The organism is Candidatus Clostridium helianthi, assembly GCF_045310795.1.
GTDB classification, from domain to species: Bacteria; Bacillota; Clostridia; order Clostridiales; family Clostridiaceae; genus Clostridium; species Clostridium helianthi.
The window spans coordinates 97,623-122,607 of the sequence record NZ_JBJIAB010000014.1 but is presented as its reverse complement, the minus strand read 5'-3'; the positions used below and the strand labels follow the sequence as shown (position 1 = coordinate 122,607).

The following is a 24,985-nucleotide window of genomic DNA, read 5'->3' as shown; positions in this document are numbered from 1 at the left end:
CATAATTACCTAGAAACTGGAACAAAAGTATGTTATTCATTTCGGCGAGTTATATGCATAAGTTCAGGTCTTAGTTGAGTTATCTATAAATAAAACTATTTATCATCTTCTACTGTTATGAAGTTTGCATCTAACCTAAACATTAATAAATAAAATCACCATGTAAGTCTCTTTTATAGACTATTAAGTTCAGCTCTAATCCACTTTAATTTATTCTTTATTAATTCTATTTCTATTCTTAAATTATCTATTCCATCTAAGCATGTAAAATAAGCATTTTCTGCTACATCTCTTTGAAGTCTTAATTCTGCGACCTCTTTATTTCCTTTAACTAATTCCATTATTAAGGTAGCTGGATATTTATCTTCCCTAAGTTTTAATATTTCTTCGGCTTGTTTTACTTTATATTCTTTCTCTGCTTGAGCCTTTTTAAGCCCCAAAGTTTTTAATTGTGTATTACTCCTGTTTAATGCTATGATGCATGTATTTAATCTTTGTATAATTCCTTTTGAATCCATATTATTTCTCCCCTCAACTTTATTAATTAAAACTTTGTTCTTGATATTTTCATCATTTTTGCTTGTTTCATTATTTTCATAATCTAATGCATTAATTTCTTTTATTAGAGTAAAATCATTTTCGCACTCTAAACCTTTGTTTTCATCTGCATAGCTATATTCATCTTTCAAAACCTCTCCCCCCATTAACTCACTACTTTTCTTTTCTAAGATTTTATTTATCTTATCTACAAATCCAGCATGCTTTTTAAAAATTATTTTTCCTGGCATATTGCTGCTTTTTAAGCATATGCACCAATGTATATTGGACATATTCTCACCTCAGTCTATAATTATTTTCAGTGCCTTGAATTTCAACTATAAAATCCTTGGTCATTTCATATATTCTACTTCCTATTGCTTCATCAAAATTTAGTAGTCTTTCAACTGTGAACTCACTTGAAACAATAAGTGGCAGGTGATTAAAATATCTATAATTTATCAGCTCAAACATTATATTTATGTCTGTTTCATTAACTTTTCCTTTATATAAATCATCAATTAATAGAATTTCGCAGGTTTGATATTTGCTTAAGGTCTTTTTATAATATTCTTTGTCTAGGATATTTTGTTTAAGGCTTGTAATCACATCTCTATAAGGCATGTAAACAACTTTTATATTATTTTTCAAGAAATTATTTGCAAGAGCTAAGGCAATATGAGTCTTTCCGCTTCCTGGATTACCACAAAGTAGAATTGAATTTTTCCTATTTGATCTTATCTCGTCAAAACTCATATAATAATCTGTTGCAATAAATTTCATTTTTTTAGAAGTTCTTGACCATTCTTCAAAATTGCTAAAGGTCTTTTCTAAATTTTCTGGATTTATCCCACTATTTTTCCATAATCTTTTGACATTTTCAATCTCTAAGCACGAACATGGTGTCATCAGTGGCTGTGCATGAAACTGAGCTTTTATAATATAACCTGTATCTTTGCATTTTTCACATTTAAAATGGCCTGTCTCTTGTGCAGCCTGCACCTGCTTTTGGTTTCCGTTCTGGGATTTTGATATTGAATTTTCTCTCACCTGATTTAATATTCTTTGAAGTGCATCCATAAATATACTTTTCCTCCTTCAATGGATATAATCCCTGCCAACAATGCTCTATGCTGTTTTCTAAAATCTTAATTTGTGTTTCTTCGTCTTGAGATAAATCTTTTAATTTATTCAATAATATTTTTAATCCCTTATCTGTTATTGGCTTTTTAATTCTTTCTCTCATTTTTATAAATTCTAGTATACTTTCAATTAGCAACTTGTTTTTGGTAAATTCTTCTATAAAAATATTATTCTTATAATTATTATAGTTTTTATTATTCTTGTTAGTTGTTACTTCTTTGTCAGCTGTTTGTGATATGCTTGTTAATTCACTGTTAGAATGCCTGATATTTTTCTCTTGCTTCCCTTGGTAAAGTTCCCAGTTTACTATCTTTATAAGTCTTCCAGTCTTTGTTACCTCTTGTGTTATAAAATCATATCTTTCAAATTTTTTAAGAGCAGTTCTTACATTTTGAAGCGATATTCCATCACCACTTTTCTTAACTATTCCCTCTAATGAAGTTACAAATTGACCTGCTTCTGCTTTAAACTTTGTTCCTTTCCATTCCCACTCCCTTTTTTCATGATTTGCCATACTTAGAATCGTAATCAATATAACCTTCTGCTCTAAAGTTGAATTTAACCAAATAGCCTTTTCAAATAAAACTCTATGAATCTTAAACCAGCCCTCGCTCATCTTATCAACTCCTATACCATCTTATAGCTTTCGTATTTTTTATATATCATCTTACATCTACTTCTCTTCCCTTATCGCACATCCAAAAGGAATCATATTCATATGTGGCACATTTTAAACCTTCTAACTCTTCGTTATCTTCCTCGTAATCAAAGCTCTTTAATTCAATAGAATCTGCTCTGCATACTCCATCTTTATAATTTTTACAGGTTCTCCAGTTACACTTAATTAACAATTTGAATTCCCCCTGACATAAAATATCTATCTCGATAACTTTTGTTTTTCACCTCTTCTAATGCAGTCATAAATTTTGATGCATCTTTTATTGTCTACCCTGTTATCTTTAAATCTCTAAATATGTCATCTGTTGAGCATTTATAAATATCTGCAAGTCTTTTTATCAGTGCAGGCGATGGTCTTGTCCATCCTTGCTCTAACTTATAAAATGTACTTTTACTTATTTTTAATGCTTCTATAACCTCCTCACTATCAAGACCAGAGTTTAATCTCCTTAATCTTATTGGTGTTAATTTCATATCTTCTCCCCCATTCAATCGACTTTCTTAGCTGCTTGTCTGTCTTACTATACTTATATTTTATCAGTTTTTCCGATAAAATTAAAATCCGTTTCTATCGTCAATAATGATATTTTTATCAATTATATCAGCCATACTTATATTTTCTCTTTTTCCCTTAATCTTCCTAATTAATTTATCAGTATATATGATAAATATGTAAAATTAATAAGGGTTAGATATTGTTTAAAAATATATAAGCAACTTAAAAACTTATAAAATAAAGCCTATATCTTAATTGACTAAGTAATTTAAGATATAGGCTAATTTTTTATTTTTGAGCAAGTTTCCCTAATAAAATAGCATTATCATTTTTTAATTTCTTATTTTCATCTTCTAAAGATTGTATTCTTCTTTTAAGAGATTCTATCACTCTATCCTTAGAAGTTTCTGTAAAAGTTTGTTTTTGAGAAATTATTTTCATTTTTTTATTTTGTTTATTTATAGCCTTATTTATTGGCTCTAAAAGTTCATCTTTATATGTATATAAAAATGTCTTACTTACACCTGCTCTACGGCATATTTCAGCCTTTGAGATAGGATTATTTAAAGAGTCATCTAATAACTCTAATTCTTTTAATACAGATAAAACTGTTTGTTTTTTAAAATCGCTTTCTTGTTTTTTCAGTCTAATTATCTCTGTTGTATTAGGATTTTTATTACCCATTATTGTACCCCTTAATATAAAAATGATTTGAGGCTTCAAAGGTTTCACCCTTATTAATCATATCCAAAGCAACTGTATAAAATCTAACGATTTTATCAAATTCTTCTGCTTTTTCATTTAAACCCATTCTTAAAGCATTATCCTTATGTATAGTTTCACTTTCAATAGTGTCTTTAACAGCCTGTAAGTGCCTTGGATATATCTTTTTCTTAACACAAGTCTTACAAGCCATGTGAGGACATGAAGGCATTTTATATGGATGTTCGCAACAACCGTCACCGAGTTCAAAAACTCCTATAATCTTATTTTTGACCCATTTATTATCATATAAGTTTTCTTCTTCTGATAAGTTGTTCTTTATATCGGTAGCATCAGATTTACTTAATTTCTCTTTGAATTCTTTCTTTAATCTTTGTTGATATACCTTAATATATTTCTCTGTCATCGCAACAGAAGAATGTCCTAAAAACTCTTTTACAGCATAAATATCAACTCCTGCGTCAATCATTTCAGTTGCTACTGTATGCCTAAATTGATGTGCTGATATTTTATATATACTACCATCAATATTTTTAAGTGGTATTTGACTGCATATAGAAGGTAAAACATAATTGTCATTAAACATATTATATTTAATGCTCTCAACTACAGGAACTCCACTATTGTCTAAAATAACTTTTCCTTCACCTAATCCTCTATTATCCGTCCTAATTTCTCTAAATAGATATTTATATCCATCGGAAGTAGGGGCAAGTTCTTTAACCCTTTCAATTTGTCTTAATATAGCCTTTTCAACTATATTATTTCCATTAGAATCCTTTAAATGTGCTAAGGGAATCCTTAAATCCTTTGGGATTTTAGCAATACGGTGGTCTAAATAGAGCATAGGGTCTTCATCTAAATCATATTGAAGACATTCCTTACTTTTATCTTTATGTTCAGCAATTAGATGAGATATATCTTCAAATCTTCTACCTGTATTTCTAATAATAATTAACAAATCCCAATATTTAGACTTTACTATTGGAGTTGGTTTATTGTTTTCCAATAATGGAATAATAATATTTTCAATATAGTCATCTAATTGAATTTTTATATTTGGTGGTATAGGTCTTGGTAAACTTCTTTCGTGCTTTGGAGAATCATATTTATTTAATAATCCAGTCGAAGGAGCATTATCCCATTTATTATAATACATATAATTAAACATAGATTTTATTACTGTTAAACCTTCTTTTTTGTGATTATTAGACCAATTTGTTCTTTTTAAAATTGGCTCTATATGTATTTCTCTATCAAGCTTATCAAATGAATTAATATTGGGAAATAGTTCATTCATTGTGGTAAAGAAGGGAAGGATAAAAAATATATAATGCCTAAAACTAACAGGTTTCCAATTATTAAGCATATTAACAAAGTATCTTCTTATTATATTTCTAATTGCTTTATTTTCTATTTTATAAAACGCAACCATAAACTTAGCAGGATTATAATGTCTTGGATAGTCTTCAAAAAGCATTCTCGTATCCCATATATCATTTTTAAGATATTCTTCTCTTTCTTTTGGATTTTTGATATATTCAACATCATTGTGAGAAGGATAATTGTCATTATTTAATCTCACACTAAATCCAATGCTTCCAAGTAAATCAGTGAATCTTTCATCCTTAATGGCTTTATACCAAGGTGTGGTACTATTATATCCTGCTAACTCACAGATTTCATTGTATTTTTTGTCTTTATTTTTCTCATTCTTTAAAACATTGAAGAATTTATTTTGAGATTTGGTCATCCATGAAGTATCAATATCATCTATTGGAAAATTTATAACTTCATTTGGTGTTGTATTATCTATCAAAACTTTATTTGCTAAATCCACAATTACTATTCCTTTCTCTTTTGTTTTTTATATTCTTGTAACCTCTGATACTCTTTCTTGTAATCTTCTGGTTTTAAATGAGCGTATATTTCCATAGTAGTTGTTATACTTGAATGACCGAGTCTTTTAGATATATATTCCCAATTAATCTGTTCACCTTTGCTTATATATTCTCTTGCAAGTTCTGTTGCATGAGTATGTCTTAACATATGTGGGTGTATTTTAATTCCTGTTTTTTTACTATAATATTTAAACATAGAATCAAGAGTAGATTTAGTCATTGATTGTCCATTATAAGATAGTGTATTACTATTTACTACAACAAATAAAAAGTCATTATCAGCATTACTTTCTAACCATTCAGAACTTATGTATCTATCTATTAACGCCATTAAATCTGTTGGTAAATGAACAAATCTATCTCTACCATATCCAGCCTTTGCTCTTGAACCATTGGTATTATCTGCTCTAAATCTAACCCATAGACCTTCTTCTGCAAAGTCTATATCCTCTAAATGAATTCCAAGTAATTCATTTGACCTAAAACCACCTTCTTTTAAGCATAGTAGTATTATCTTATCTCTTAGGAGATTTACACTATCTAAAAACTTCTTAAAATCCTTTTGTTCTACAGTTTTAGGAATAGTTTTTGGTACTTTTGATTTTAAAGTGTTTACTTGTATGGTTCTGCTATGTCTTGTATGTGCCAACATATCTTTATCTCTCATTGATTGAGTTACCATAACACTTCTATAAACAATAGGATTTTCTTTAATTTTATTACTCGCTTTAAGCCATAGATATAAAGAACTAACTCTACTTACTATTCCATTTATAGTAGTTACACTTAGCGAATCTTCAATATAATCAAACTCTATATCATAATTTAACACTTCTATATTTTCATAAAACCTATAGGGGTTTTTTAGCCATAATTTAAATTGTGCTAATATGTCAGGCTTCCCATCAAGGTCGAGCATACCTAAATCTCTAATTCTTAAAAATATGATAAAATACCAAAGCTGATAGCAATATGCTTTTACTGTGTTAGGAGACACTTCTCTTTCTGCCCTTGCTTGTATCATATTCAAATATTCCTTAACTAAGGTTATAAAGTCATAGTTGTCATCAACTAAATAGTACATTAGTCCTAAATCTGTTTGTGCTTTTACTATTCTAATTATCTCATACCATTTATCTTTAGGACTTTGCTCTTTAGTTCCTCCCATTCATTATTAACTCCTTTACTTAACTCTTTTACTTATTATACTATACTTACTTAAATTATTCTATATTTACTATATATTATTTACATATAATTATAGATATAAAAATAAGGTAAACAATATCTATAATTACTTACCTTACTGTTATTAGTTATATATTGTTAAATATTCTCTAGCCCTTATTAATTCTTTAATCATCTTTATTTTTACAAGCCTCTTCCACTTAACCATTTATATGATATTGTCTTTTAGAATTTAAAAATTTTATATTTTGAAGCAAAGAACAAATCGCAGGCGACTGTGTTTAAGTTCCGTATTGTGCTTCGCACTCTTTTCATAGGTGTAGATTTCTTTTTTACTCTTTTTAAAATACAAGAACTAGTCAATCAACCTTTTCTAAGTTATACCCTCAAGGAGTACCTCGTCCATAGATTTTATTGGAATATAAATTCCTAAAAAAGAACAAAAGTGGCTGCGCCACGCTCTTTCTTTATACCATTTTTTACAGGTCAATATCCTTATAACCATTGGTATCACTGGCTTTCAAAATCAAAAAATTCTATACTTTCCTAGACAATAAAAAAACAGCCTACATATTTAATGTAAGCTGTCAGACTCTGTATAATATGAGGGTAATTCATATCCTTGCCTTATACCAAAATCTCAGGCGACATGGACTTTTTATCATTTTTATATTCCTTACAATCCAAAATGAAAATTGATACTCGCCTGAAAATAAAGTATTTATATATGTTGCAATTCACAATGCACGTTTCACAATTACAGATAAAATTCTTGTAATATTTTTAGAATTATGATGAAGAGTTATTTTTGCAACGTATATGTTTTATATATTTACATGAGTCCTCTTATATAGAACTGGTATTGCCAATGCTATAAGGAGTATCCCCATAAAAGCAGGTGCTGAATGACCAAGTGATACATAGATTTGTCCACCAATGATAGGTCCAATCATTCTTGCTAAAGCCTGAATAGATTGATTGCCTCCTTGAATCCTTCCTTGTTCACTGGAATCCACAGACTTGGAAAGCATCCCATTGAATGAAGGCCCAAATATTGAATCACCAAAACCGAATATAAACATTCCAATAATAAAGAGAGGATAAAATGATAACAAAGCCGATAGAGCAATAAAAGCATATCCCATAATCTCCGAACCCATACCGAGAATTGCTATTTGTCTATCATTAAGTTTTAGTAAAAGCTTTGGCATTATAAGGCTCTGTGAAATGATATCTTGAAAGCCCATAATTGAAAACATAAGTCCGATTACTGTAGGCTTCCAGTTAAAAGTATCTATTGTAAATTGTGAAAAAACTGCTTGCAGAGATCCGTTTGGTATCCAAAGTAAGAACCCAGATATAAGTAACATCTTTATACTTTTCATAGAAAGTATGCTGGCAAGCTGTGTAAATGGATTTAGTCTCACAAAAGTGATCTTCTCTAGTCTATCTTCATTGTGGAGACTCTCAGGCATAAAAAAGATTCCATAAACAACATTTAGTAAAGTTATTATTGCCCCAAAATACATTGGCACAGAATAACCAAACTTAGCAAGTAATCCACCTAGAGTTGGACCAATGACAGTACCTACGCCTACAATAGCGCTCACCCATCCAAAGTATTTAGTTCTCTGATTACTAGGAATTATGTCTGCAAAATATGCAAAAATAGTGCTTATGGTCCCACCTGTTATACCATCTATTATGCGTCCGGCAAATAGTATCCATAAGGCCCCTCCTACACCAAAGACTACGTACCCGATTGCTGAACCCAAGAGACATACTAAGAGCACTGGACGACGTCCATATCTGTCGCTCAAAGCGCCAAGTCCTGGAGCTGCTAAAAACACACAAACTGCATAAACAGATGTAAGGAGTGTAACAACTATAGCTTGCTCTCCTGGATTACTTGTATAAGGCTGAACTAAAAATGGAACGACTGGTGCTATGATCGTAAAGCCTATTCCACAAAGAAATACAGATATAAGACCGAATATTAAAGCGTGTTTATCTATAATTTGTTCTGAACTTTGTTCATTATTTGATTTAAATTTGGACATTTAAACCCTCCTATCAATATTTGTTATTTTGTAAAGATTTATGAAGTGAGGTTGATATAATATAAGTGAGTCCTCCTGTTAATAGTTGCTATTTTGTTTCATTAAGAACTATGCATACCGTATAACAAATTGGGTATTTTTGACCATCCCTCCAAAATGGAGGAATGAGCAAAGATACCTAGTATCATTATTACTTTGAGAACCCTTCCTAAACAATTGTTGAGCCTATTTCCTTTAGCATAATGTTAAGATCTTCTCTTTCATTAGCTGGTCCATTTCTCAAACCAGTAACAACCGGTACCTCTGTAACATCAAATTCAAGCAGCTCAAACATGTGCTTAGTATAATCAATATACGACTTGAACAGTTCTGGATCTGGATTTCCCTGATTAAACGTAAGAATTAGTCTTTTTTCAGCTGCATTTTCTTCCTTGAAATATGGAGAGTATCTTGGAGAAAATCGTGCAAACATCCTGTCAATGATGATCTTTCCTTGAGCGCTCATCTGCATCATATAAATCGGCGAACCGAAAACAATCACATTTGCACGGTCAATTGCATCATTAAGTTTTTGCATATCATCTTTGATAACACACCCCTGATCACCTTTATGGCAGGCCCAACATCCTTGACATGGTTTGATATCAAGATTATTGAAATCAAAGTATTGAGTTTCAGCACCTTGTTCTTTCGCACCTTCGAGTATTTTATTTACTATCCAGGCAGTATTCCCTTCTTTTCGTGAACTAGCACTAATTCCGATTATATTCATACTTTTTCCTCCTTGCATATCTTTTCTATCTATAGTTTGTTTTGTACTTTCTAAATTCATTTTAAATTCTCCTTTCGTAGCAGGTATTTTTTGTTTACCTCTCAACAAAACCATCTTAACACCATTTTGTTTACCTGTCAACAAAATAGCAACAATAAAAATGCAGCCTATCACAAATAGTTTTAGGCTGCCTGTTGTTTCATTATAGATATCCAAATTTAAAATTATATTTATGTGTGATAACTTACCGAAATCATAAATATTTTGATTCCGAAAAGCTATGAAAATATCGCTGGAGGTTCTAAGCAGCAGGTTGTATCCACCTTAGCATGCTCCAACTTTCAGTTTGACAAGCTAAAATGGAACAACCTACAGCTAAGAACCTTTAACAGCTCATTTTCAAATGTTTTCTCCACAAATATATTTATGATTTCTAATGAAGATACAAACTTAAATTCTTAGCAACTTTGTAAATATGTTCATCTAATAAGTCTAATTTTCAAGTTGTTTGTCTATATAGATAACACAACCAGAAATGAGTAATATACTTTTGTGGAATGTTTCATTGGTAATTTTGATGGATGTGATTCTTTGGCTATAAGTTGTTCCAAATGTGCTAGTTCAAAGCTTGTCTTTGAGGCTAGCACTTTGGGTGCAACTTTATAGCCTTAGAATCACCCATCAGAATTACCCAGAAACTGGAACAAAAGTATATTATTCATTTCGGTGAATTATATGCATAAATTCAGGTATCTAAAGTGCATTAAAACTAGTTTCTTGTTCCTTAACGGAACTTTGCTTTCCTTGAAGCAGTTTTGCTGCAATAGCCGATACAATTGGAACTGTAAGTATAACTGCTAAGCTCCCACAAACAGCATTAAGAATATCAATTGCAACACCGTTTGAGTTAATCAATTGCCTAAACTGTACTTGGTAAGAGTACATTAGAATAAATGAAAAAATGGATTCACCTAGGAATGCTAGAATAAGAGTATTACTCATAGTCCCCATCATATCTCGTCCAATATTCATACCTGAACTGAATAATTCACTAAAGGAAGCATCCTGATTTTGCTTCTTTAGTTCATTGATTGAGGTAGCAATAGAAATAGCAATATCCATTACAGCTCCAAGTGAAGCAATAATAATACCTGTAAATAAAAGATCTTTCACCTGCAGCTTGCTTTGTCCAGCAATGTTAAGCAATGCATCTGTATCTGAAGATGTATAACCAGATACACCTAGAATCCTACTAAAAATAAGCATAATTACAACTGACACAACAACACCTGCCACTGTTCCTAATACGGCAGACAAAGTTTTTCTATCAAAGCCACCTACTAAAAAGAGGGTTACGCAAGAAGTTACAATGACAAGTAATATAGTTGCCAAGACATCAGACACACCCATGAAAAGTAATGGAACAAAAATAAATAATACCGTGGTCAAGGTAAATATTATCCCTAGCACAGAATGAAAACCACGCCATCCACCTACTAAGCAGATTGCTCCAATAAAAAGGCCTATAAGTACAAGTAAAGGAACAACACGATATGGTGCAAACATATAAACATTTACGTATGATTTATCATCAGTAGATGTATTAACAGACACCACAATATCTTGTCCATTATGAAGAATAAAATTAGTATCATAATTAAGGGCATTATTAACCTTAAAAGTCTGTCCCTTATATTGCCCACTTTCTATAAGTACATCTACAATCTGTCTTCCAATGTAAAGCCCAGAAAAACCTGATGAATTTATTACCTGTTCATCAATTGAGACAACCTTACCCTTTTCATAATGTACTTCTCCACCAGCTCCTGAACTAAATGGATTATAAATAGGCGTATGTGAGCTAAAAAGTATAGCTAGTATAATGTAAACAGACAAAATGGCAATAGATCCAATAATTTTGCCCCCTATTTTAATAGATGAAATCCAACCTAATTTTATATTCATAATATTCATGCTATTCTCCTACTTCTATACTGCCTTATAAAAAGCAGTTTAATTTTATATGACAAACAGTCCAGTCAATATTAACTGAACTTTTGTCTTTTACTAAGTTATGCTTATTTATTATTTCTTTGTAATAGTGTAGCTATCAATTAATGATTGATTACCAATTGTATAATCATTTGCTGCATAAGTATTGATTGTAAATGTATCATCAGTGAAACTTACATATGAGTACGATGGAACATACCCCTGCCACCCAACAACACTAAATGAATGATCAGCAATTCCGCCAATTGTATCATTATTACCCTTGTTTAAGTCATAATATTTACTTCCTGTACCTGAATCAAGAGTAAAGTAAACTGTTCCCTTAGGATTAGTTACACTGTCTGGATATTCTTTTTTTGCATAAGTAGCATTTGGATTTGCAGTGCCTGGTACAGAAGCGTTGCTACTATTTTTCAAAGTTTCAGGAGCACCAGTATTAGGATCAACAGCACTTCCATTTAACATTTGTGCAGTACGAGTATAGTAGTGATCATGTCCTTGTAGCACAACATCTATATTGTATTTATCCATCATTTTTGTCCAAGTATTACGTATTGTTAAAACTGGATCATCAAGTTCATTTTTAGTATTGTGATTAGCTTCGCTGTATGCAGATTGGTGCCATGTAGCAACCTTCCACTTTACATTTGGATTAGCTTTAATAGCCTCTGCTATAAATTGGTCATGATCAGCAGTACCATAGTTATTTGCATTCAATACCAAAAATAATACTGGACCAGCAGTAAACCAGTAGTCACCATCATTTCCATATTGTGTAGCACCTAACTTGCTTATATTTGGCTGATTGTAGTGATATCCATAATATTCACCCATTTGGTGATCATGATTACCGCAAAAAGCAGCTAAAGGCATATTTTGCATGTAATTCACTGTAGAATCTGGATTAAAGAAATCCCTATATTGATACCATTGTCCATCAGATGAATTTGAAGGTTGAACTAAGTAATTATAGTCGTTAATTTGATCTCCCATTGAAAAAAGGAAGTTTAAGTCCTTATTTTGAGTCACTAGTTTCAGCATATTATTCCAGCCTGTTTTATCATCATTTAAGTTCTTGTGACCACCTGTAGCATTAGATTTAGCAGTACCTTTAGAATTATCAAATGCACCAATTTGTGGATCACCAAAAGCAGCAAACGTTACTTTATCTGTAGATAGTGTGGTAATCGTATAAACTGGACTCCAATTACCTTGTCCATCACTTACAGAATAAGAGTATTGTGTATCTGGATCTAACCCTTTTACTTTCGCTTTATTTGAATATTCACCAGTTTGAGCACCTGCTGTTTTCTTCCCATTATAAACAGCATCCCCATTATTAGCAGGAGTAGCCTTTCCATCAATATCTGTAAGGGCTGTCTCACTCTGATTAATAGATTGTGTAGCTTTTACAACAGTTTGTTCCGCATCCTGAATATCTGCAGAAGTTGGAAATTCTGTACCATTCATATTAGATGTACGTGAAATTTTTATTTGTGTCTTTCCAGAAGATTGTGTGAACCAAGCAAAATCAAGCTCTTTTGGATCAGAACCAACATTTGCATTAATATTGTAAGGTCCTGTAACCTTAGGTAATGAGAAATTTTCAATACCTGATATACCAGTAATTTCGGCATTAACGTTTCTTATAAAAGGTATACTGGCAGACGTAGCCATGACTGTAGCTACAGCAATTGGAAGCATGAATTTAACTTTTTTACTAATTTTCATATAATCTTACCACCTTCTAAATATTTTGTTCTTATATAAAGTTACTACTTTTATTTTAAATACCAGTTAACTTATAGTTAATTTCACTTTAAATATTATAATTTACCTTTAATTACATATTTTTACTGAAACTATAGTTATATAACTACTTTACATGCAATTTTATTACAAAGGAATTATAAAATTTCTAGTATAAGCCCACACCAAATTTTAACAATCGCAGATAATCATTCTAGATATAAATCTAATTTATAGTTTTTATATCTATATGGATAAACATATTTACAAGGTTGCTAATACTTTAAGTTCGTATATTCACTAGAAATCATAAATATATTTGTAACCACAAGGGTCATAATATGGAGAAAACATTTTAAAATTAGCTGTTAAAGGTTCCTAGCTGTAGGTTGTTCCATTTTAGCTTGTGAAGTGAGCGTCCAAAATTTTATTTTGGGTTCTCGAACTTCCTCAGCGAATGTAATGAGTCGAGCTTCCCTAGGAAATTGGGAGCACGCATTAGTGATGCAACCTGCAATTTAGCACTTTCAGCGATATTTTCATAGTCCTGCGAAATAACAATGTTTCTGCTTTCGGTGGAATATCCCATAAATCTGTTTGTCTATAATTTGAAAGAAAAAAATACAGCCAATTCCAAATGGAATTAGGCTGCTTATCGTTTTATTTTAATTATTCAGATTTATCAGACTTAGTATCTATTCCAAGTTTATTTATTTCCGCGTCCAAATGTCTGCTATATTTTTCTATGAAGCCAAGCATAGCGTCAAATTGTTCATCAGTCACTTGCTCAAATACGACTTTATCTCGCTCCTGAAACTCTTTGTGCAACTTTTCATGGACATCATAAACTTTTTGCCCTTGCTCAGTAAGCCTGAAATAGATTTCCTTCTTATTATCTGGCTTCTGATAGCTTTCTATAATGCCTCTTTGTATAAGCTTCTTTGTCATTTTACTTATAGCTCCCCTAGTCATATAAAGAGACTCTGCAAGTTTTGTCACGTTGGACTCTACGTTTCTTCCAATACATTCAATGTAATGTACTTCCGAAGGATTATATCCCTTAAGACTATCTTCCATCTTAAGTTTATTAAGCCAAGCCATCTTATTAAATACTTTCCTAAAATCCATTAAGACCTGTTCTTGTTTATTCATGGCCTACCCTCCCACTTTTTGACGCATTAAGAATATTATATTACTCTTTTGTTTCCATTTCAACAATATTAAAATATTATTGTAAGAAATTGAACTATACGTAAAAAGTTATTCTTATCCCTATTATGCTTCCTTATACTCTATTTGTATCTTTTGATCCTCACTTCTCACAAATGTATTGCAGGTATTACAATTATAACTATTTGTTATAATCTTAAAAAAATTCCCTTTTTCGTCTTCTTCATTTCTCTCCACAGTATTTACATTCATAATTTCTAATGCATGACATTTAGGACAATATTCATTAACCATAATTTACACTTCCTCATAACATAATTTTGTATTTAAAAATATTTTTTATGATTCAACCGTTTTTTATTCTTGCCAAAAACTACACGTATTTATGTTAAATGTACTTTTTGCTAACTAAAATTTATATATTTATCTTAAATCCAATTTTAATTATATGCCCAATATCTCTGTATTAAAAACTAAGTAAAAACTCTCTTAAAATTAGCTTCTTCATCCTTAGTTTTCAGAATCACCAATTATATCCAGCAACTCACAAGGCTTGTCTATGATGTAATCTGCACCTTTTTCCTTTAGAAGCTCTCTATCTCTAAATCCCCAAGTCACGCCTACACATTTAACTCCAGAATTTCTAGCTGTCTTTACATCTACTTCTGAATCCCCCACATATATTGCTTTATCAGTAGTAGAATCTAATTCCTTTAAAGCTTTAATTACTGTATCAGGGGCTGGTTTTTTAGCAATATTTGAACTTTCTCCAATTGCAACTTTTATATATTGTTCAAAATAAATCTTATTAAGCTCTTTTACTGCTGCATCAAATTTATTAGAAACAATTGCGAGCTTATAGTTTTCCTTTGATAAAACATCTAAAAGCTTCATGATTCCTTCATATGCTTTAGTTTTATTTTGCATATTTTTTGAATAATGACTGCGAAAATCTGCAAGACATTCTTTATAATAAGGATTATTTAAGCCGTCAGGTACAGAAAGCTCCATTAAACGCCCAACTCCGTTTCCTACAAAGCTTCTAACTTCTTCCTTTTTTCTAGATGGAAAATTATATTTTCCTAATGCAAAATTCACGCTATCAGCAAGATCTTCAAGAGTGTCAAGAAGCGTTCCATCCAAATCAAATATAACTGTATCATATTTCTTCATAAATAGTATCTCCTTAAAAAACATATAAATTTATAATTTACAACTTAATTGTTAGTTAATTATAACAAAAAGCAATTAGAAATAGAATTCTACATTTAAAAAACATATATATGTTGCAATTCACAATGCACATTTCACAATTCACAATTACAGCTAAACTTCTTGCAATACTTTTATAATTATGATGAAGAATTGTTTTTGCAATATATATGCAAAGATAAAAGAGGTAATTTACATTTTTGCAGATTATCTCTTTTATCTTTATATTTTACTATTCTCTTTTAACCTCATAAAATACACCTTCATCAAAATAAAGTAAAGTATTATTGTCCTTGATGAATAAAGTTAATTTATCTGCTACATTTAATTGAATAATAGAATCAGTACTAACACCTATTTTTGAGAGATTGGTCTTATACTCACTCGCCATATTATTTTGAGTTTTGTTTGTCATCTTATATTGTGGATTATTATAAGATTCATTACCAAAGGTCGCTAAGTTATTGGACAAACTAATCTTTAAACCTATTAGTGATGTTTTTTCACCAACAGATACCTTTGCATACCCTGCTACTTTTTTGATTTCCCAATTACCATAAAATGATTTTTCATCATTACTAGTTTCTTTATCATTGTTTTGTGACTTAGAATTATTATTTGTGCTACTATTGTTTTTCTCCACTGCAACATTTGCATCTTTCCTGTCAGTAGATGAGCTAGCAGTCTTATTTGTTTCAGTATTATTATCTGTATTTTTTGAATCACTGTTAGTAGTAGTATTATCGCTATTATCTGTAGTAGCCTCAGTAGTTGTATCATTATTGGTTTGGTTAGCATTATTTTGTGGCTTTTGATTTCCACAACCACTTAATGTTACTAATATAGCTGCTACTGATAAAATAATTTTTATTTTTTTCAATTTTATTCTCCTTATTGGATTAACTCGTTATATTTTAATATGAAGATATTTTAACATAAACATACATGGCTTACAATTTTTATATTTACTCTAAATTGTAAATGCGCTTTTGTAATAATATTATAAAGTGTACATTATAGAAATAACCTTCGGAATCTCTGCAGGTTATTTTTATCTCTCCAAACATCTATCTTTAATCTTCTTTAGGGCAGCGTTTTTCTTTCTAATAATTTTATGACAATATATTTTCTTTTTAGCTGCATAATCAGTTAAGTCTATAGCAATTATTTAAATCACTATAAACTTATTATAGTCAACCAGAAAGATTAATGAAACTTGATCTAGCTCAACATCTGATATTATTTTTTGAAGTTCAACTATTTTATCATCATTACAGATAATCTTTTTAGCAAATTTAAGATAACAGATGAAAACATAAGTCTCTTATATACTATCTCATAATATAATTCAGTTTCTATGATATCAGCAGTTTCATTTTATCACCCTAACCGTTAAAATTAATATATGTAATTACATTAACTTTATTTAATAGGAAATGAGTAACCCTAAATAAATCACTTGGAGGTTAGAATATGGATATAGACTTATTAGAAAAACTTATAATTTTTCAGAAAAATAAAAATAATTTTATGGAAATCTTATCTTATTTTAATCCAAAGATAAAATACCTAAGCTATAAACTAAAATATTCTGAAGCTGAAACAGACCTTATAATATTTCTTTATGAATTAATTGCAAAAATAAAATTATATAAATTTGTTTCTAGTGCAGATGCTTTAAGGTATATAAAAAGATGTCTTAGAAATCAAGCAATTAAATTATCATATAAAGTTAATCGTGATAAAAATTTTCTCATCTTTAATTCTGACCATGAATCATTAGAATCATTTAATGAAAATAATTCCATCAATGATTATTCAGATGTATTTTTCAATGATTTAATTTCATCATTAAAACCTAGGTAAAAACAAATTGTTTATTATAAATTTCATATGCAGCTTTCAGATATTGAAATTGGTAAAATTCTTAAAATATCTAGACAATCCGTAAATACATCTAAAAGAGTTTCTTTAAATCTACTAAAAACTAAGTTATATATGGAGGGATGATATTATGTATGATGATCTTATAAAAGTTGCTATGACTCAAGGAATTTGGACATTACTCAGTTGTGTGCTTATAGTATACATATTAAAAGCACAGGAAACCAGAGACTTGAAGCAAGAAGAAAGAGAAAAGAACTATCAGGAAATAATCAGGGAACTCACTGACAAATTAAACCTTTTAGATTCTATGAATTCAACCTTAAATGAAATCAAAATTAAGATTAATTAAAGTTTACTTTTAAAATTTTACTAAGATATATCCAGTTATTTCTTTAAGATGTGCATTAAAAAGTGTTCAATAATATAAAATAAAAGTATATAATCTTTAAATTTTATGGATTATATACTTTTATTTTCATGTAAGCATAATGCTATTATGTTTATTTTTGTCATATATTTATGTATAATATAATTTAAATAAACTTAGATTGAGGTGATTTATGATTTTAATATTTAAATATTTAGATATTCTTCTATTCCTTGTTTTTTTCTGTATTTCATTAATTTTTATGATAAATTATATACAATCCTACCGTAGGTTAGTTGGAGATAAAAAAGCTAATTTAGTAATTGATTCACATTTATGTTCTAATAAACACTCATACTTTATGTATATCTTTATTATATTTCTTATAGTAAGAAATATTGCAGAAAGCTTTTCTTTATACTTACTGCTAAGTAATTGTATTCTTATATTTATTATTATTTTGTGTCTATTTTTATATGACAAAGTTGTATCTAAAATGTATTTTCTTGAAGATGGAATTTTTATTGGAAATAAATTCATTGAATATATAGATATAAGAAGCCTTGATTTTATAGAAGAGAAAAAAGAGGTTTTCATTATAAAAATATATTATATTTTTTTAGAAAAAGATTTTACTATTTCATATAAAATAAATCATGATTCAAAAAGTAAAATCGAGGATTATATTAATTCATTGAGTGTTAATGTTAATATTAATGAAAAATAGATAAAACTTAACATCATAGTTTCCTAATTATTGCATTAAGAAATCTATGATGTTAAAATTTAACTTGATATACTTTTAATAATTTTAGAGTTTATCTTAAAGTGCATCGCAAAATCTGCCAGGACGAAGCGATGCTCTTTGCTTAACATACTTATCTTTAAAATTCTTTAATATTAATTTACCTTCTTCTGTGCCAATACTTTCAGGATGAAATTGTAATCCTTCAATAGGATAATATTTGTGACGAATTCCCATTATGTATCCGTCATCTATAGAAGTTGCAGTTATTTTAAGTTCATCCCCGACACTATTATTATCAATAACTAAAGAATGGTAGCGCATAGCCTTAAATTTATTTTTGAGGTCTTTAAAACAACCTTTCCCGTCACTTTCAATTACACTTGTTTTTCCATGCATAAGATGTTTGGCTTTAATAACTTTTGAATTAAAAGCTAACCCAATTGCTTGATGGCCAAAGCATACTCCTAAGATAGGAATTTCACCTTTGAAATAATTAATAATTTCTATATAATATGCATCTTTTGGATGGCCAGGTCCAGGTCCAAGCAATATCATATCTGGAGATAGTTCTTCTATTTTCTGTAAAGAAATTTTATCATTTCTAAATACTATTGGATTCATATCCATTTCTTTTAAATATTGAACAATAATGTGAACAAAACTATCATACGCATCTATAACTAGAGTTTTCATCAAATTTCACCCTCTCAATTTCTTTTTCAAATTCCCTGCCTGTTATAGCTAAATAGCTAGCACCAAGCTTATTTAAAGTTTCCTGCCACTCATTTTCAGGTTTAGAATCTGCAACAATACCAGCTGAAGCACGTATAGAGTATTTACTATCCTTATACAAAGCAGTTCTTATACAAAGAGACATTACTGCATCCCCGTTTAGAGATATTAACCCAAGTGCACCTGCATACATGCTACGTCTGGATTTTTCATATGATTCAATTATCTCCATAGCTCTTATTTTAGGAGTACCAGTCATAGTCCCTGCTGGAAATGTTGAAGCTAAAACATCAAATATATCTTTATCATCGTCCAGCTCTACCCTTACATTAGAAACAAGATGAAATATATGAGAATAACGCTCAATTGCTAATTGTTCATTTACATCTAACGTACCTGGCTTACACAAACGCCCTAAATCATTTCTACATAGATCTACAAGCATCATATGTTCAGCAACTTCTTTTTCACTTGAAAGAAGTTCATCAATATTTCTTTTGTCTTGTTCAGCATTTTTCCCACGCCGAACAGTTCCAGCAATAGGTCTCATAGCTACCTTTTCTCCTTGCTTTCTAACAAAAAGTTCTGGACTTGCACCTACGACAAGTGCATCATTAATCGGTATAAAATACATATATGGAGAAGGATTAATTTTACGTAACCGCAAATACACGTCAAATGGATCAATGTTTGAAGTAATTTGCAATTCATGGCCAATTTGTATTTGATAAATATCTCCATTTGCAATGTGTTCTAAGCAAGATTCTGCTATAGATATAAACTCTTCCTTCGTAATACTATCTAATATATTTGTTGGTAAACTTATTTTTTCTTGAGCTTCTGGTTCAATTTCGTTTTTAAATTCTTTTTCAAGAATATTACTGTCAATTGGTGAAAAGTCATTTATAATTATTTGTTCAAATACAGCATTTGAATTGGTCTGATTAAATGTTATTATGTCTCTATATAAAACTAAACAAATATCAGGTAATTCTAAGTTATCTTTCTGAATAATACGAGGCAATTTTTCAATATGCCACGCAGCATCATATCCTAGGAATGTAAGAAAACTAAAATTTGTATGCTCTTTCACCGAAAATACTTTATATATTCCCTGTAATACATCCCAAGTATGCTTTTCATCAATTAAAAATGACTCTTTGTTTGATTTTAAGTAGGAACAATTGTTAAAAAACTCTTTGAGCACCTCTTTTACTTGTCCAATTCCCGAAATGGTCAGCTCATTTCCTTTTATGCTTATCTGTGCAAGTTTATCGAATCCGACTACAGACATTATTTCACCGCACTCTAACCCAGAAAGTGATTCCATAATGTAGCAATTATTAATTCCATAAGATTTTTTCAAAGTTTCATAACATTGTAACGGAGTGAAGCTTGAAGATAAATTTTCTTTTAGTAATTTAAATGATTCCATAAGGACACCTCTATTCATTAAAAATTTTGTTGCGCATTAATATATATGTTGCAATTCACAATGGACATTTCAAAATTCACAATTACGGCTAAAATTCTTGCAATATTTTTAGAATTATGATGAAGAATTATTTTTGCAACATATATACTTAATTAAATTTTTGTACATCTCCTTTCTTAATAAAGTAAGTGAATAAGGCTATTCTAGGTATCATCCATATATTACGATATAAACTGAATAGAGAGTAAATAAAGAATAAAAAAAAGTACTTCATCCTAAAACAGGACAAAATACTAAAATTCTGCTATACCACCTATACGTTATATATCTCTTACCAGGTACTCAAAATATAATTTTTTTATACCCTGTCATTTTAACGGCTGACTTTCCCGAATATCCCTACTCTTAAAAATTTCAAGATATCACCTCAGGGACCCATTCAATAATAGCTACAATACTTGGATCTCACTACCCCAAATTCTCTGGAATCAAACTCTATTATCTACTATCTCCCATCAAAGGCTTTATTTTACTATTTGAAATTATTATAGAAGTAATTATATTTAATATAATTACTTAAATCTAGCTTCAAATTCACTCATAAGCATTTGTTTTTTCAAATAAATCCATAATAATCTATATAATGCTCATTCTTTCCTTTAAATCCTTAATAATTTATGTTATTAAATATTTAAATAAAATAATTAAACATTCAATTTCCACATATTGTAGCTAATAGAGATATAATGTAAAATACTTAAGTGAATAGGTCTATTAATGTAACTGGGGGATCAACATGAATGAATTTATCTGCTTTTTGGAAAAATATTTTTTCTTAGTGCTTTCAATAGTACTATTTGTAACCGGTTTTAGCTGTCGTTTCAATTTATCAAAAGCTATTGCTTCTTTTAAAATTAATATTACTAAAAGAAAATATACAATAATCGATGAAAAAGAATACTTAAGATTTGAGGGAACTTACGATTTAATCATAGGATGCTTATCTTTTATTAGTTTTTTAATAGTTACATTAAAGGAAGACTTGATTTTTCCTGTGCTAACTATAGAGGTAATCATCATAAATATTATTATTTACTTTTATAATAATCTAAAAAAGGGCTTTCTACAAAATAAGTAATCAATATTTTACAATATAACAACATTGTTTCTATGTAATGTGAAAAATTTTAATTCTGTTGAATATTCCATTTAACTTATGCAAATAATTATTAATGAAGTATTAACTTTTCAACTATGGTAAAGAGATAGCATTTTAGATTACCCTGCTATCTCTTTTTTATGATTTATTAAGTCTTATAAATATTCACATAATATTATAATTGTGAATATTTTTTTATAAATAACATATACTACTCTCGTAAGATAGTAGTAATTTAATTTCATTAAAAGTGAACCACCTGAATAAGCCCTTATTTTTAGGGGCTTATTTTTGTATTATTAAATAAGTATTTATTCTGAATATATATACTAACTTTTCACATAATAAAATAAATAGGTTAATTATACATTTTGATTAAGAAAGGTGGATGATTTTAATGAATAAAATTCGTATGGCGCTATTAGCTTTCTTATTAGTATTATTTACTACATTAACCTCCACTACTTATGGCCTATCTGGTAAAACTCTTTCTCAAGGGATTTACAGTGCAAGAGATTCAAATTTATTAATAGGTACTCCTATGACAGTTAAGATTGATTCTCCTAGTGGTAAGGCCATTATCTTTATACTTGATTCTGATTATTCAATGAAGGAAATGGTAAAATTAGAGTCTGAGTCTACTGAACATACTTTAAAGCCATTTGATTATGGCTCTTTAATCATAGTTGTTGGTAATTCAAGTGTTACCTTCTTCTAAAAGGCACTAGAAATAGTGTCTTTTTTATATATGATCTATACTTATGCGTATACCTCACCGAAATGAATACTGTTTGGATATTCGCTTAGATATTTTTTACATTCTTTCTCACCAATTGCATACCCCTCATGAAGAAATAGTTTTGTGAGCTTTGATTTTATATTATTAACTTCTTCTTCAGAAAGTTCTTTATGAAATGATAATAATGTATCAATAGATGTGTTTAAAGCTCTGGCTAAAGGTGCTAATATTGAAATATCAGGCATTGAATTTCCATTTTCCCACTTACTTACTGTCCTGCTGAAATTCCAATCATAAGAGCTAATTCCTCTTGGGTCAATTTTCTCTCTTTTCTTAACTTTAAAATTGTTTCCCCTATATTTAATTCGTTCAATTCTATACCTCCGATATTTAGGCTTGAAAATACCTTTTGATAAATTTATTATAAGTTTACCTTTCACAACAAACAATAGAGGCTAATTCATATTTAAGTTAAGAAAACTTGAATGATATTCAACTTTAATTTATTTAAAAATATATAGATTTCATGAACAAATTCTATTAAAAATTACTATGCAATACTTACTTAATGCATTATAATTGTGCTGCACGAAGTTTTTTCCACTTTCGAATTTTGCTGCGAAAAGATTTAAAAGGTGCAACAGTATTTATATGAATCCATTTCCAAACTGGCCAATTAGATGGTGTTGACTGTGCCCACTTTCTGCCTCCTTGATTAAATAACTCATCCTCATTAAAATCTTTTATCCATGAAATAATATCATCTACATTTGAAATGTACATTTCCTTTAACTCTGCTAACGAATAGTCATTATATTTAGCATAAAATCTTTCATATAACTTTCCTAGTTGATTCCATTTAAAATCTTTATCTGGTGTTATTACTTCCTTTCCAGCTAATTCATCACTTTCCCAGCTTTTAAGCAGCTCCATCCATCCAAGTTGGTATGCAATTATTTGTTCAGGAGCTCTATCAACTCCTTCTATAATAAGATTCTTATCACTTTCTGCTACATCATCAAATTCCTTTATAAAAAGTGTTGATGTCTTTTTTATTTCATTTATGAAAGTTTCCTTATCTTCATATTGCTCCATAACTACACCTCCTATTTTATATAATGATACAGCATAAAACTTGACAGCATCATGTCATATTAATTAACTTTACTAAAGTGTTAATTAGCTTTAGTAAAATATAGGTTAATATAAAAAGCTACTAATTCAATTTATATAATTAGTTTAGCTCCTTCAATGGCTTTTTCATTTATTAAAATCTATGGGTAATTCCTAAAAGTATAAGAAATATATGGTCTTAAATCAGATTTCCTTGTGTTATTCTATATTAGAATTTCTAAACCTTCTCCTGTACCCATCTAAGATTATAAACATCTATTTTAAGCAAGACTCTATATAATCAACTGGCACATCCATCCTAATAGCCGTTTCTTCTATGGATAGACCACTATTTAAGAATCTTTTTACGACCATGACCATATTTTCTCCAACTTCGATAATATGCTTATCAGGATCATAAAATCTAATAACACGCTGTCCCCAAGAATGTTCTACCATAGGATGTACATAATTAATATCTGAGTTCCTGTTAAGTTTTTGAATAAAGCTGTCAAAATCATCTTCCTCAAAATATAATTCTGCTGCATTTCCACCAAAAACAATTTCATCATTCTGTTTGCATATAAATGATAACCAAGTATCTTTTGTTTGTAATGCAACACCACCAGTCAAAGTTACATTTGCTCCAAAGTCAACAACAACCTCTAGCCCAAGTACTTCATAATAAAATTTCTTTGATTTCTCCATATTAGAAACAACTATCATTGGATTTGAAAACTTCATTTTATTCCTCTCCTTTAGCTAGCTTTATCTCTTCTAACCTTTCCTCAGCTGCTTTAATTGCCTGAGTTCCTGTTTTGCAAAGTACATTTATTCCCTTAACAATAGTTACAATTAAATATGCTTCTACTAATTCTTCCATAGTTAAACCTGCTTCTACAGCTGCAACAGCATGTGCCTTTGCTCCACTTACTTCATCATCCAAACTATCCAATATAGTAAAAATCAATTCTCTTGTTTTTTTAGGAAGATGTCCATTTTCAATTGATTCACGCATTGCTAAATATCCACTTAACCCATCTGGCGAATATTTAGAAAGTGCATCAGCAAATGGTGGATTCCATTTCAATTCTTCCTTATAATATTTAAGTATACTTTCAAAATCCTTCATAACTAAACTCCCCCTCATTTCTTATTTTCTT

General features: G+C 29.6%; 27 protein-coding genes. 5 read left to right on the top strand and 22 right to left on the bottom strand.

The window, feature by feature from the left end; translation table 11 throughout:
- Positions 1-173 precede the first annotated feature (173 nt).
- From ACJDTP_RS12830 to ACJDTP_RS12755, 16 genes are all read right to left on the bottom strand, one after another.
- The gene (locus ACJDTP_RS12830) at positions 174-830 is read right to left on the bottom strand and encodes a hypothetical protein (RefSeq protein ID WP_406761421.1); all 657 of its coding nucleotides are present in this window, start codon (positions 828-830) and stop codon (positions 174-176) included.
- Positions 831-834: 4 nt separating this feature from the next.
- The gene (locus tag ACJDTP_RS12825; RefSeq protein WP_406761420.1) at positions 835-1,617 is read right to left on the bottom strand and encodes an ATP-binding protein; all 783 of its coding nucleotides are present in this window, start codon (positions 1,615-1,617) and stop codon (positions 835-837) included.
- Positions 1,508-2,296 (bottom strand): hypothetical protein, encoded by a 789-nt coding sequence (locus ACJDTP_RS12820; RefSeq protein WP_406761419.1) that lies wholly within the window; start codon positions 2,294-2,296, stop codon positions 1,508-1,510. Before ACJDTP_RS12820 ends, ACJDTP_RS12825 begins: the two co-directional genes overlap by 110 nt.
- Positions 2,297-2,342: 46 nt before the next feature.
- Positions 2,343-2,531, bottom strand: a complete 189-nt coding sequence (locus ACJDTP_RS12815) for a DUF1540 domain-containing protein (RefSeq protein WP_017213046.1) — start codon at positions 2,529-2,531, stop codon at positions 2,343-2,345.
- Positions 2,532-2,625: 94 nt separating this feature from the next.
- Entirely contained in the window at positions 2,626-2,832 is a 207-nt protein-coding gene (locus tag ACJDTP_RS12810; RefSeq protein WP_012059900.1) for a helix-turn-helix domain-containing protein, read from the bottom strand.
- A 310-nt stretch (positions 2,833-3,142) separates the two neighbouring features.
- Positions 3,143-3,538, bottom strand: coding sequence for a DUF6262 family protein (locus tag ACJDTP_RS12805; protein ID WP_406761418.1), 396 nt, complete (start codon positions 3,536-3,538; stop codon positions 3,143-3,145).
- Complete coding sequence (locus ACJDTP_RS12800) at positions 3,531-5,417, bottom strand: tyrosine-type recombinase/integrase (protein WP_406761417.1); 1,887 nt, start codon at positions 5,415-5,417, stop codon at positions 3,531-3,533. The genes ACJDTP_RS12805 and ACJDTP_RS12800 overlap by 8 nt, the downstream gene beginning before the upstream one ends.
- A 5-nt stretch (positions 5,418-5,422) precedes the next feature.
- Positions 5,423-6,646 (bottom strand): tyrosine-type recombinase/integrase, encoded by a 1,224-nt coding sequence (locus ACJDTP_RS12795; RefSeq protein WP_406761416.1) that lies wholly within the window; start codon positions 6,644-6,646, stop codon positions 5,423-5,425.
- An 844-nt stretch (positions 6,647-7,490) separates the two neighbouring features.
- The gene (locus ACJDTP_RS12790; RefSeq protein WP_406761415.1) at positions 7,491-8,726 is read right to left on the bottom strand and encodes an MFS transporter; all 1,236 of its coding nucleotides are present in this window, start codon (positions 8,724-8,726) and stop codon (positions 7,491-7,493) included.
- Positions 8,727-8,934: 208 nt separating this feature from the next.
- On the bottom strand, positions 8,935-9,498 hold the full coding sequence (locus ACJDTP_RS12785; RefSeq protein WP_406761423.1) for a flavodoxin family protein: 564 nt from the start codon (positions 9,496-9,498) through the stop codon (positions 8,935-8,937).
- A 753-nt stretch (positions 9,499-10,251) separates the two neighbouring features.
- The gene (locus ACJDTP_RS12780) at positions 10,252-11,472 is read right to left on the bottom strand and encodes a YibE/F family protein (RefSeq protein ID WP_406761414.1); all 1,221 of its coding nucleotides are present in this window, start codon (positions 11,470-11,472) and stop codon (positions 10,252-10,254) included.
- 111 nt (positions 11,473-11,583) lie between these two features.
- A complete protein-coding gene (locus tag ACJDTP_RS12775) occupies positions 11,584-13,242 on the bottom strand; it encodes a purple acid phosphatase family protein (protein WP_406761413.1) in 1,659 nt (552 codons plus the stop codon).
- A 687-nt stretch (positions 13,243-13,929) separates the two neighbouring features.
- Positions 13,930-14,412, bottom strand: a complete 483-nt coding sequence (locus ACJDTP_RS12770; protein WP_171772220.1) for a MarR family transcriptional regulator — start codon at positions 14,410-14,412, stop codon at positions 13,930-13,932.
- Positions 14,413-14,535: 123 nt separating this feature from the next.
- Positions 14,536-14,724: a hypothetical protein gene (locus ACJDTP_RS12765; protein ID WP_078117646.1), complete on the bottom strand. Its 189-nt coding sequence runs from the start codon at positions 14,722-14,724 to the stop codon at positions 14,536-14,538.
- Positions 14,725-14,940: 216 nt separating this feature from the next.
- Complete coding sequence (locus tag ACJDTP_RS12760; RefSeq protein ID WP_406761412.1) at positions 14,941-15,603, bottom strand: HAD family hydrolase; 663 nt, start codon at positions 15,601-15,603, stop codon at positions 14,941-14,943.
- A 271-nt stretch (positions 15,604-15,874) separates the two neighbouring features.
- Entirely contained in the window at positions 15,875-16,522 is a 648-nt protein-coding gene (locus ACJDTP_RS12755; RefSeq protein WP_406761411.1) for an LptM family lipoprotein, read from the bottom strand.
- A 593-nt stretch (positions 16,523-17,115) separates the two neighbouring features.
- Between ACJDTP_RS12755 and ACJDTP_RS12750 the strand changes: the two genes are divergently transcribed.
- The 3 genes from ACJDTP_RS12750 to ACJDTP_RS12740 all read left to right on the top strand — a co-directional run bounded on the left by ACJDTP_RS12750 (position 17,116) and on the right by ACJDTP_RS12740 (position 18,623).
- Complete coding sequence (locus tag ACJDTP_RS12750; RefSeq protein WP_406761410.1) at positions 17,116-17,508, top strand: RNA polymerase subunit sigma-24; 393 nt, start codon at positions 17,116-17,118, stop codon at positions 17,506-17,508.
- Positions 17,509-17,656: 148 nt separating this feature from the next.
- Positions 17,657-17,878 (top strand): BhlA/UviB family holin-like peptide, encoded by a 222-nt coding sequence (locus tag ACJDTP_RS12745; protein WP_077841126.1) that lies wholly within the window; start codon positions 17,657-17,659, stop codon positions 17,876-17,878.
- A gap of 514 nt (positions 17,879-18,392) precedes the next feature.
- Positions 18,393-18,623: a hypothetical protein gene (locus tag ACJDTP_RS12740; RefSeq protein ID WP_241395666.1), complete on the top strand. Its 231-nt coding sequence runs from the start codon at positions 18,393-18,395 to the stop codon at positions 18,621-18,623.
- 96 nt (positions 18,624-18,719) lie between these two features.
- On the opposite strand, the gene ACJDTP_RS12735 is transcribed toward ACJDTP_RS12740, so the two are convergent.
- Complete coding sequence (locus ACJDTP_RS12735) at positions 18,720-19,337, bottom strand: anthranilate synthase component II (RefSeq protein ID WP_406761409.1); 618 nt, start codon at positions 19,335-19,337, stop codon at positions 18,720-18,722.
- Complete coding sequence (locus ACJDTP_RS12730) at positions 19,309-20,811, bottom strand: anthranilate synthase component I family protein (RefSeq protein WP_406761408.1); 1,503 nt, start codon at positions 20,809-20,811, stop codon at positions 19,309-19,311. Before ACJDTP_RS12730 ends, ACJDTP_RS12735 begins: the two co-directional genes overlap by 29 nt.
- A 796-nt stretch (positions 20,812-21,607) precedes the next feature.
- On the opposite strand from ACJDTP_RS12730, the gene ACJDTP_RS12725 reads away from it, so the two are divergent.
- Together ACJDTP_RS12725 and ACJDTP_RS12720 are read left to right on the top strand one after the other, a co-directional pair.
- Entirely contained in the window at positions 21,608-21,949 is a 342-nt protein-coding gene (locus ACJDTP_RS12725; RefSeq protein WP_406761407.1) for a hypothetical protein, read from the top strand.
- A gap of 418 nt (positions 21,950-22,367) precedes the next feature.
- Positions 22,368-22,688 (top strand): hypothetical protein, encoded by a 321-nt coding sequence (locus tag ACJDTP_RS12720; protein WP_406761406.1) that lies wholly within the window; start codon positions 22,368-22,370, stop codon positions 22,686-22,688.
- Between the two features lie 41 nt (positions 22,689-22,729).
- On the opposite strand, the gene ACJDTP_RS12715 is transcribed toward ACJDTP_RS12720, so the two are convergent.
- From ACJDTP_RS12715 to ACJDTP_RS12700, 4 genes are all read right to left on the bottom strand, one after another.
- Positions 22,730-23,149, bottom strand: a complete 420-nt coding sequence (locus ACJDTP_RS12715) for a helix-turn-helix domain-containing protein (protein WP_423244595.1) — start codon at positions 23,147-23,149, stop codon at positions 22,730-22,732.
- Between the two features lie 133 nt (positions 23,150-23,282).
- The gene (locus ACJDTP_RS12710; RefSeq protein ID WP_406761405.1) at positions 23,283-23,804 is read right to left on the bottom strand and encodes a ClbS/DfsB family four-helix bundle protein; all 522 of its coding nucleotides are present in this window, start codon (positions 23,802-23,804) and stop codon (positions 23,283-23,285) included.
- A 294-nt stretch (positions 23,805-24,098) separates the two neighbouring features.
- Complete coding sequence (locus ACJDTP_RS12705; protein WP_406761404.1) at positions 24,099-24,566, bottom strand: VOC family protein; 468 nt, start codon at positions 24,564-24,566, stop codon at positions 24,099-24,101.
- 1 nt (position 24,567) lies between these two features.
- Positions 24,568-24,954 carry a carboxymuconolactone decarboxylase family protein gene (locus ACJDTP_RS12700; RefSeq protein WP_406761403.1) on the bottom strand — a complete coding sequence of 129 codons (387 nt, stop codon included), beginning with the start codon at positions 24,952-24,954 and terminating at the stop codon, positions 24,568-24,570.
- Positions 24,955-24,985: the final 31 nt, after the last annotated feature.

What these genes read in the sequence shown, in the direction of transcription:
- ACJDTP_RS12780 (WP_406761414.1), bottom strand. Translation starts at nt 11,472, where the DNA reads ATGAATATTATGAATATAAAATTAGGTTGGATTTCATCTATTAAAATA.
- ACJDTP_RS12745 (WP_077841126.1), top strand. Translation starts at nt 17,657, where the DNA reads ATGTATGATGATCTTATAAAAGTTGCTATGACTCAAGGAATTTGGACA.
- ACJDTP_RS12825 (WP_406761420.1), bottom strand. Translation starts at nt 1,617, where the DNA reads ATGGATGCACTTCAAAGAATATTAAATCAGGTGAGAGAAAATTCAATA.
- ACJDTP_RS12750 (WP_406761410.1), top strand. Translation starts at nt 17,116, where the DNA reads ATGGATATAGACTTATTAGAAAAACTTATAATTTTTCAGAAAAATAAA.
- ACJDTP_RS12785 (WP_406761423.1), bottom strand. Translation starts at nt 9,498, where the DNA reads ATGAATATAATCGGAATTAGTGCTAGTTCACGAAAAGAAGGGAATACT.
- ACJDTP_RS12805 (WP_406761418.1), bottom strand. Translation starts at nt 3,538, where the DNA reads ATGGGTAATAAAAATCCTAATACAACAGAGATAATTAGACTGAAAAAA.
- ACJDTP_RS12795 (WP_406761416.1), bottom strand. Translation starts at nt 6,646, where the DNA reads ATGGGAGGAACTAAAGAGCAAAGTCCTAAAGATAAATGGTATGAGATA.
- ACJDTP_RS12735 (WP_406761409.1), bottom strand. Translation starts at nt 19,337, where the DNA reads ATGAAAACTCTAGTTATAGATGCGTATGATAGTTTTGTTCACATTATT.
- ACJDTP_RS12770 (WP_171772220.1), bottom strand. Translation starts at nt 14,412, where the DNA reads ATGAATAAACAAGAACAGGTCTTAATGGATTTTAGGAAAGTATTTAAT.
- ACJDTP_RS12725 (WP_406761407.1), top strand. Translation starts at nt 21,608, where the DNA reads ATGAATGAATTTATCTGCTTTTTGGAAAAATATTTTTTCTTAGTGCTT.
- ACJDTP_RS12720 (WP_406761406.1), top strand. Translation starts at nt 22,368, where the DNA reads ATGAATAAAATTCGTATGGCGCTATTAGCTTTCTTATTAGTATTATTT.
- ACJDTP_RS12810 (WP_012059900.1), bottom strand. Translation starts at nt 2,832, where the DNA reads ATGAAATTAACACCAATAAGATTAAGGAGATTAAACTCTGGTCTTGAT.
- ACJDTP_RS12765 (WP_078117646.1), bottom strand. Translation starts at nt 14,724, where the DNA reads ATGGTTAATGAATATTGTCCTAAATGTCATGCATTAGAAATTATGAAT.
- ACJDTP_RS12820 (WP_406761419.1), bottom strand. Translation starts at nt 2,296, where the DNA reads ATGAGCGAGGGCTGGTTTAAGATTCATAGAGTTTTATTTGAAAAGGCT.
- ACJDTP_RS12760 (WP_406761412.1), bottom strand. Translation starts at nt 15,603, where the DNA reads ATGAAGAAATATGATACAGTTATATTTGATTTGGATGGAACGCTTCTT.
- ACJDTP_RS12705 (WP_406761404.1), bottom strand. Translation starts at nt 24,566, where the DNA reads ATGAAGTTTTCAAATCCAATGATAGTTGTTTCTAATATGGAGAAATCA.
- ACJDTP_RS12700 (WP_406761403.1), bottom strand. Translation starts at nt 24,954, where the DNA reads ATGAAGGATTTTGAAAGTATACTTAAATATTATAAGGAAGAATTGAAA.
- ACJDTP_RS12730 (WP_406761408.1), bottom strand. Translation starts at nt 20,811, where the DNA reads ATGGAATCATTTAAATTACTAAAAGAAAATTTATCTTCAAGCTTCACT.
- ACJDTP_RS12775 (WP_406761413.1), bottom strand. Translation starts at nt 13,242, where the DNA reads ATGAAAATTAGTAAAAAAGTTAAATTCATGCTTCCAATTGCTGTAGCT.
- ACJDTP_RS12830 (WP_406761421.1), bottom strand. Translation starts at nt 830, where the DNA reads ATGTCCAATATACATTGGTGCATATGCTTAAAAAGCAGCAATATGCCA.
- ACJDTP_RS12740 (WP_241395666.1), top strand. Translation starts at nt 18,393, where the DNA reads ATGTATTTTCTTGAAGATGGAATTTTTATTGGAAATAAATTCATTGAA.
- ACJDTP_RS12710 (WP_406761405.1), bottom strand. Translation starts at nt 23,804, where the DNA reads ATGGAGCAATATGAAGATAAGGAAACTTTCATAAATGAAATAAAAAAG.
- ACJDTP_RS12790 (WP_406761415.1), bottom strand. Translation starts at nt 8,726, where the DNA reads ATGTCCAAATTTAAATCAAATAATGAACAAAGTTCAGAACAAATTATA.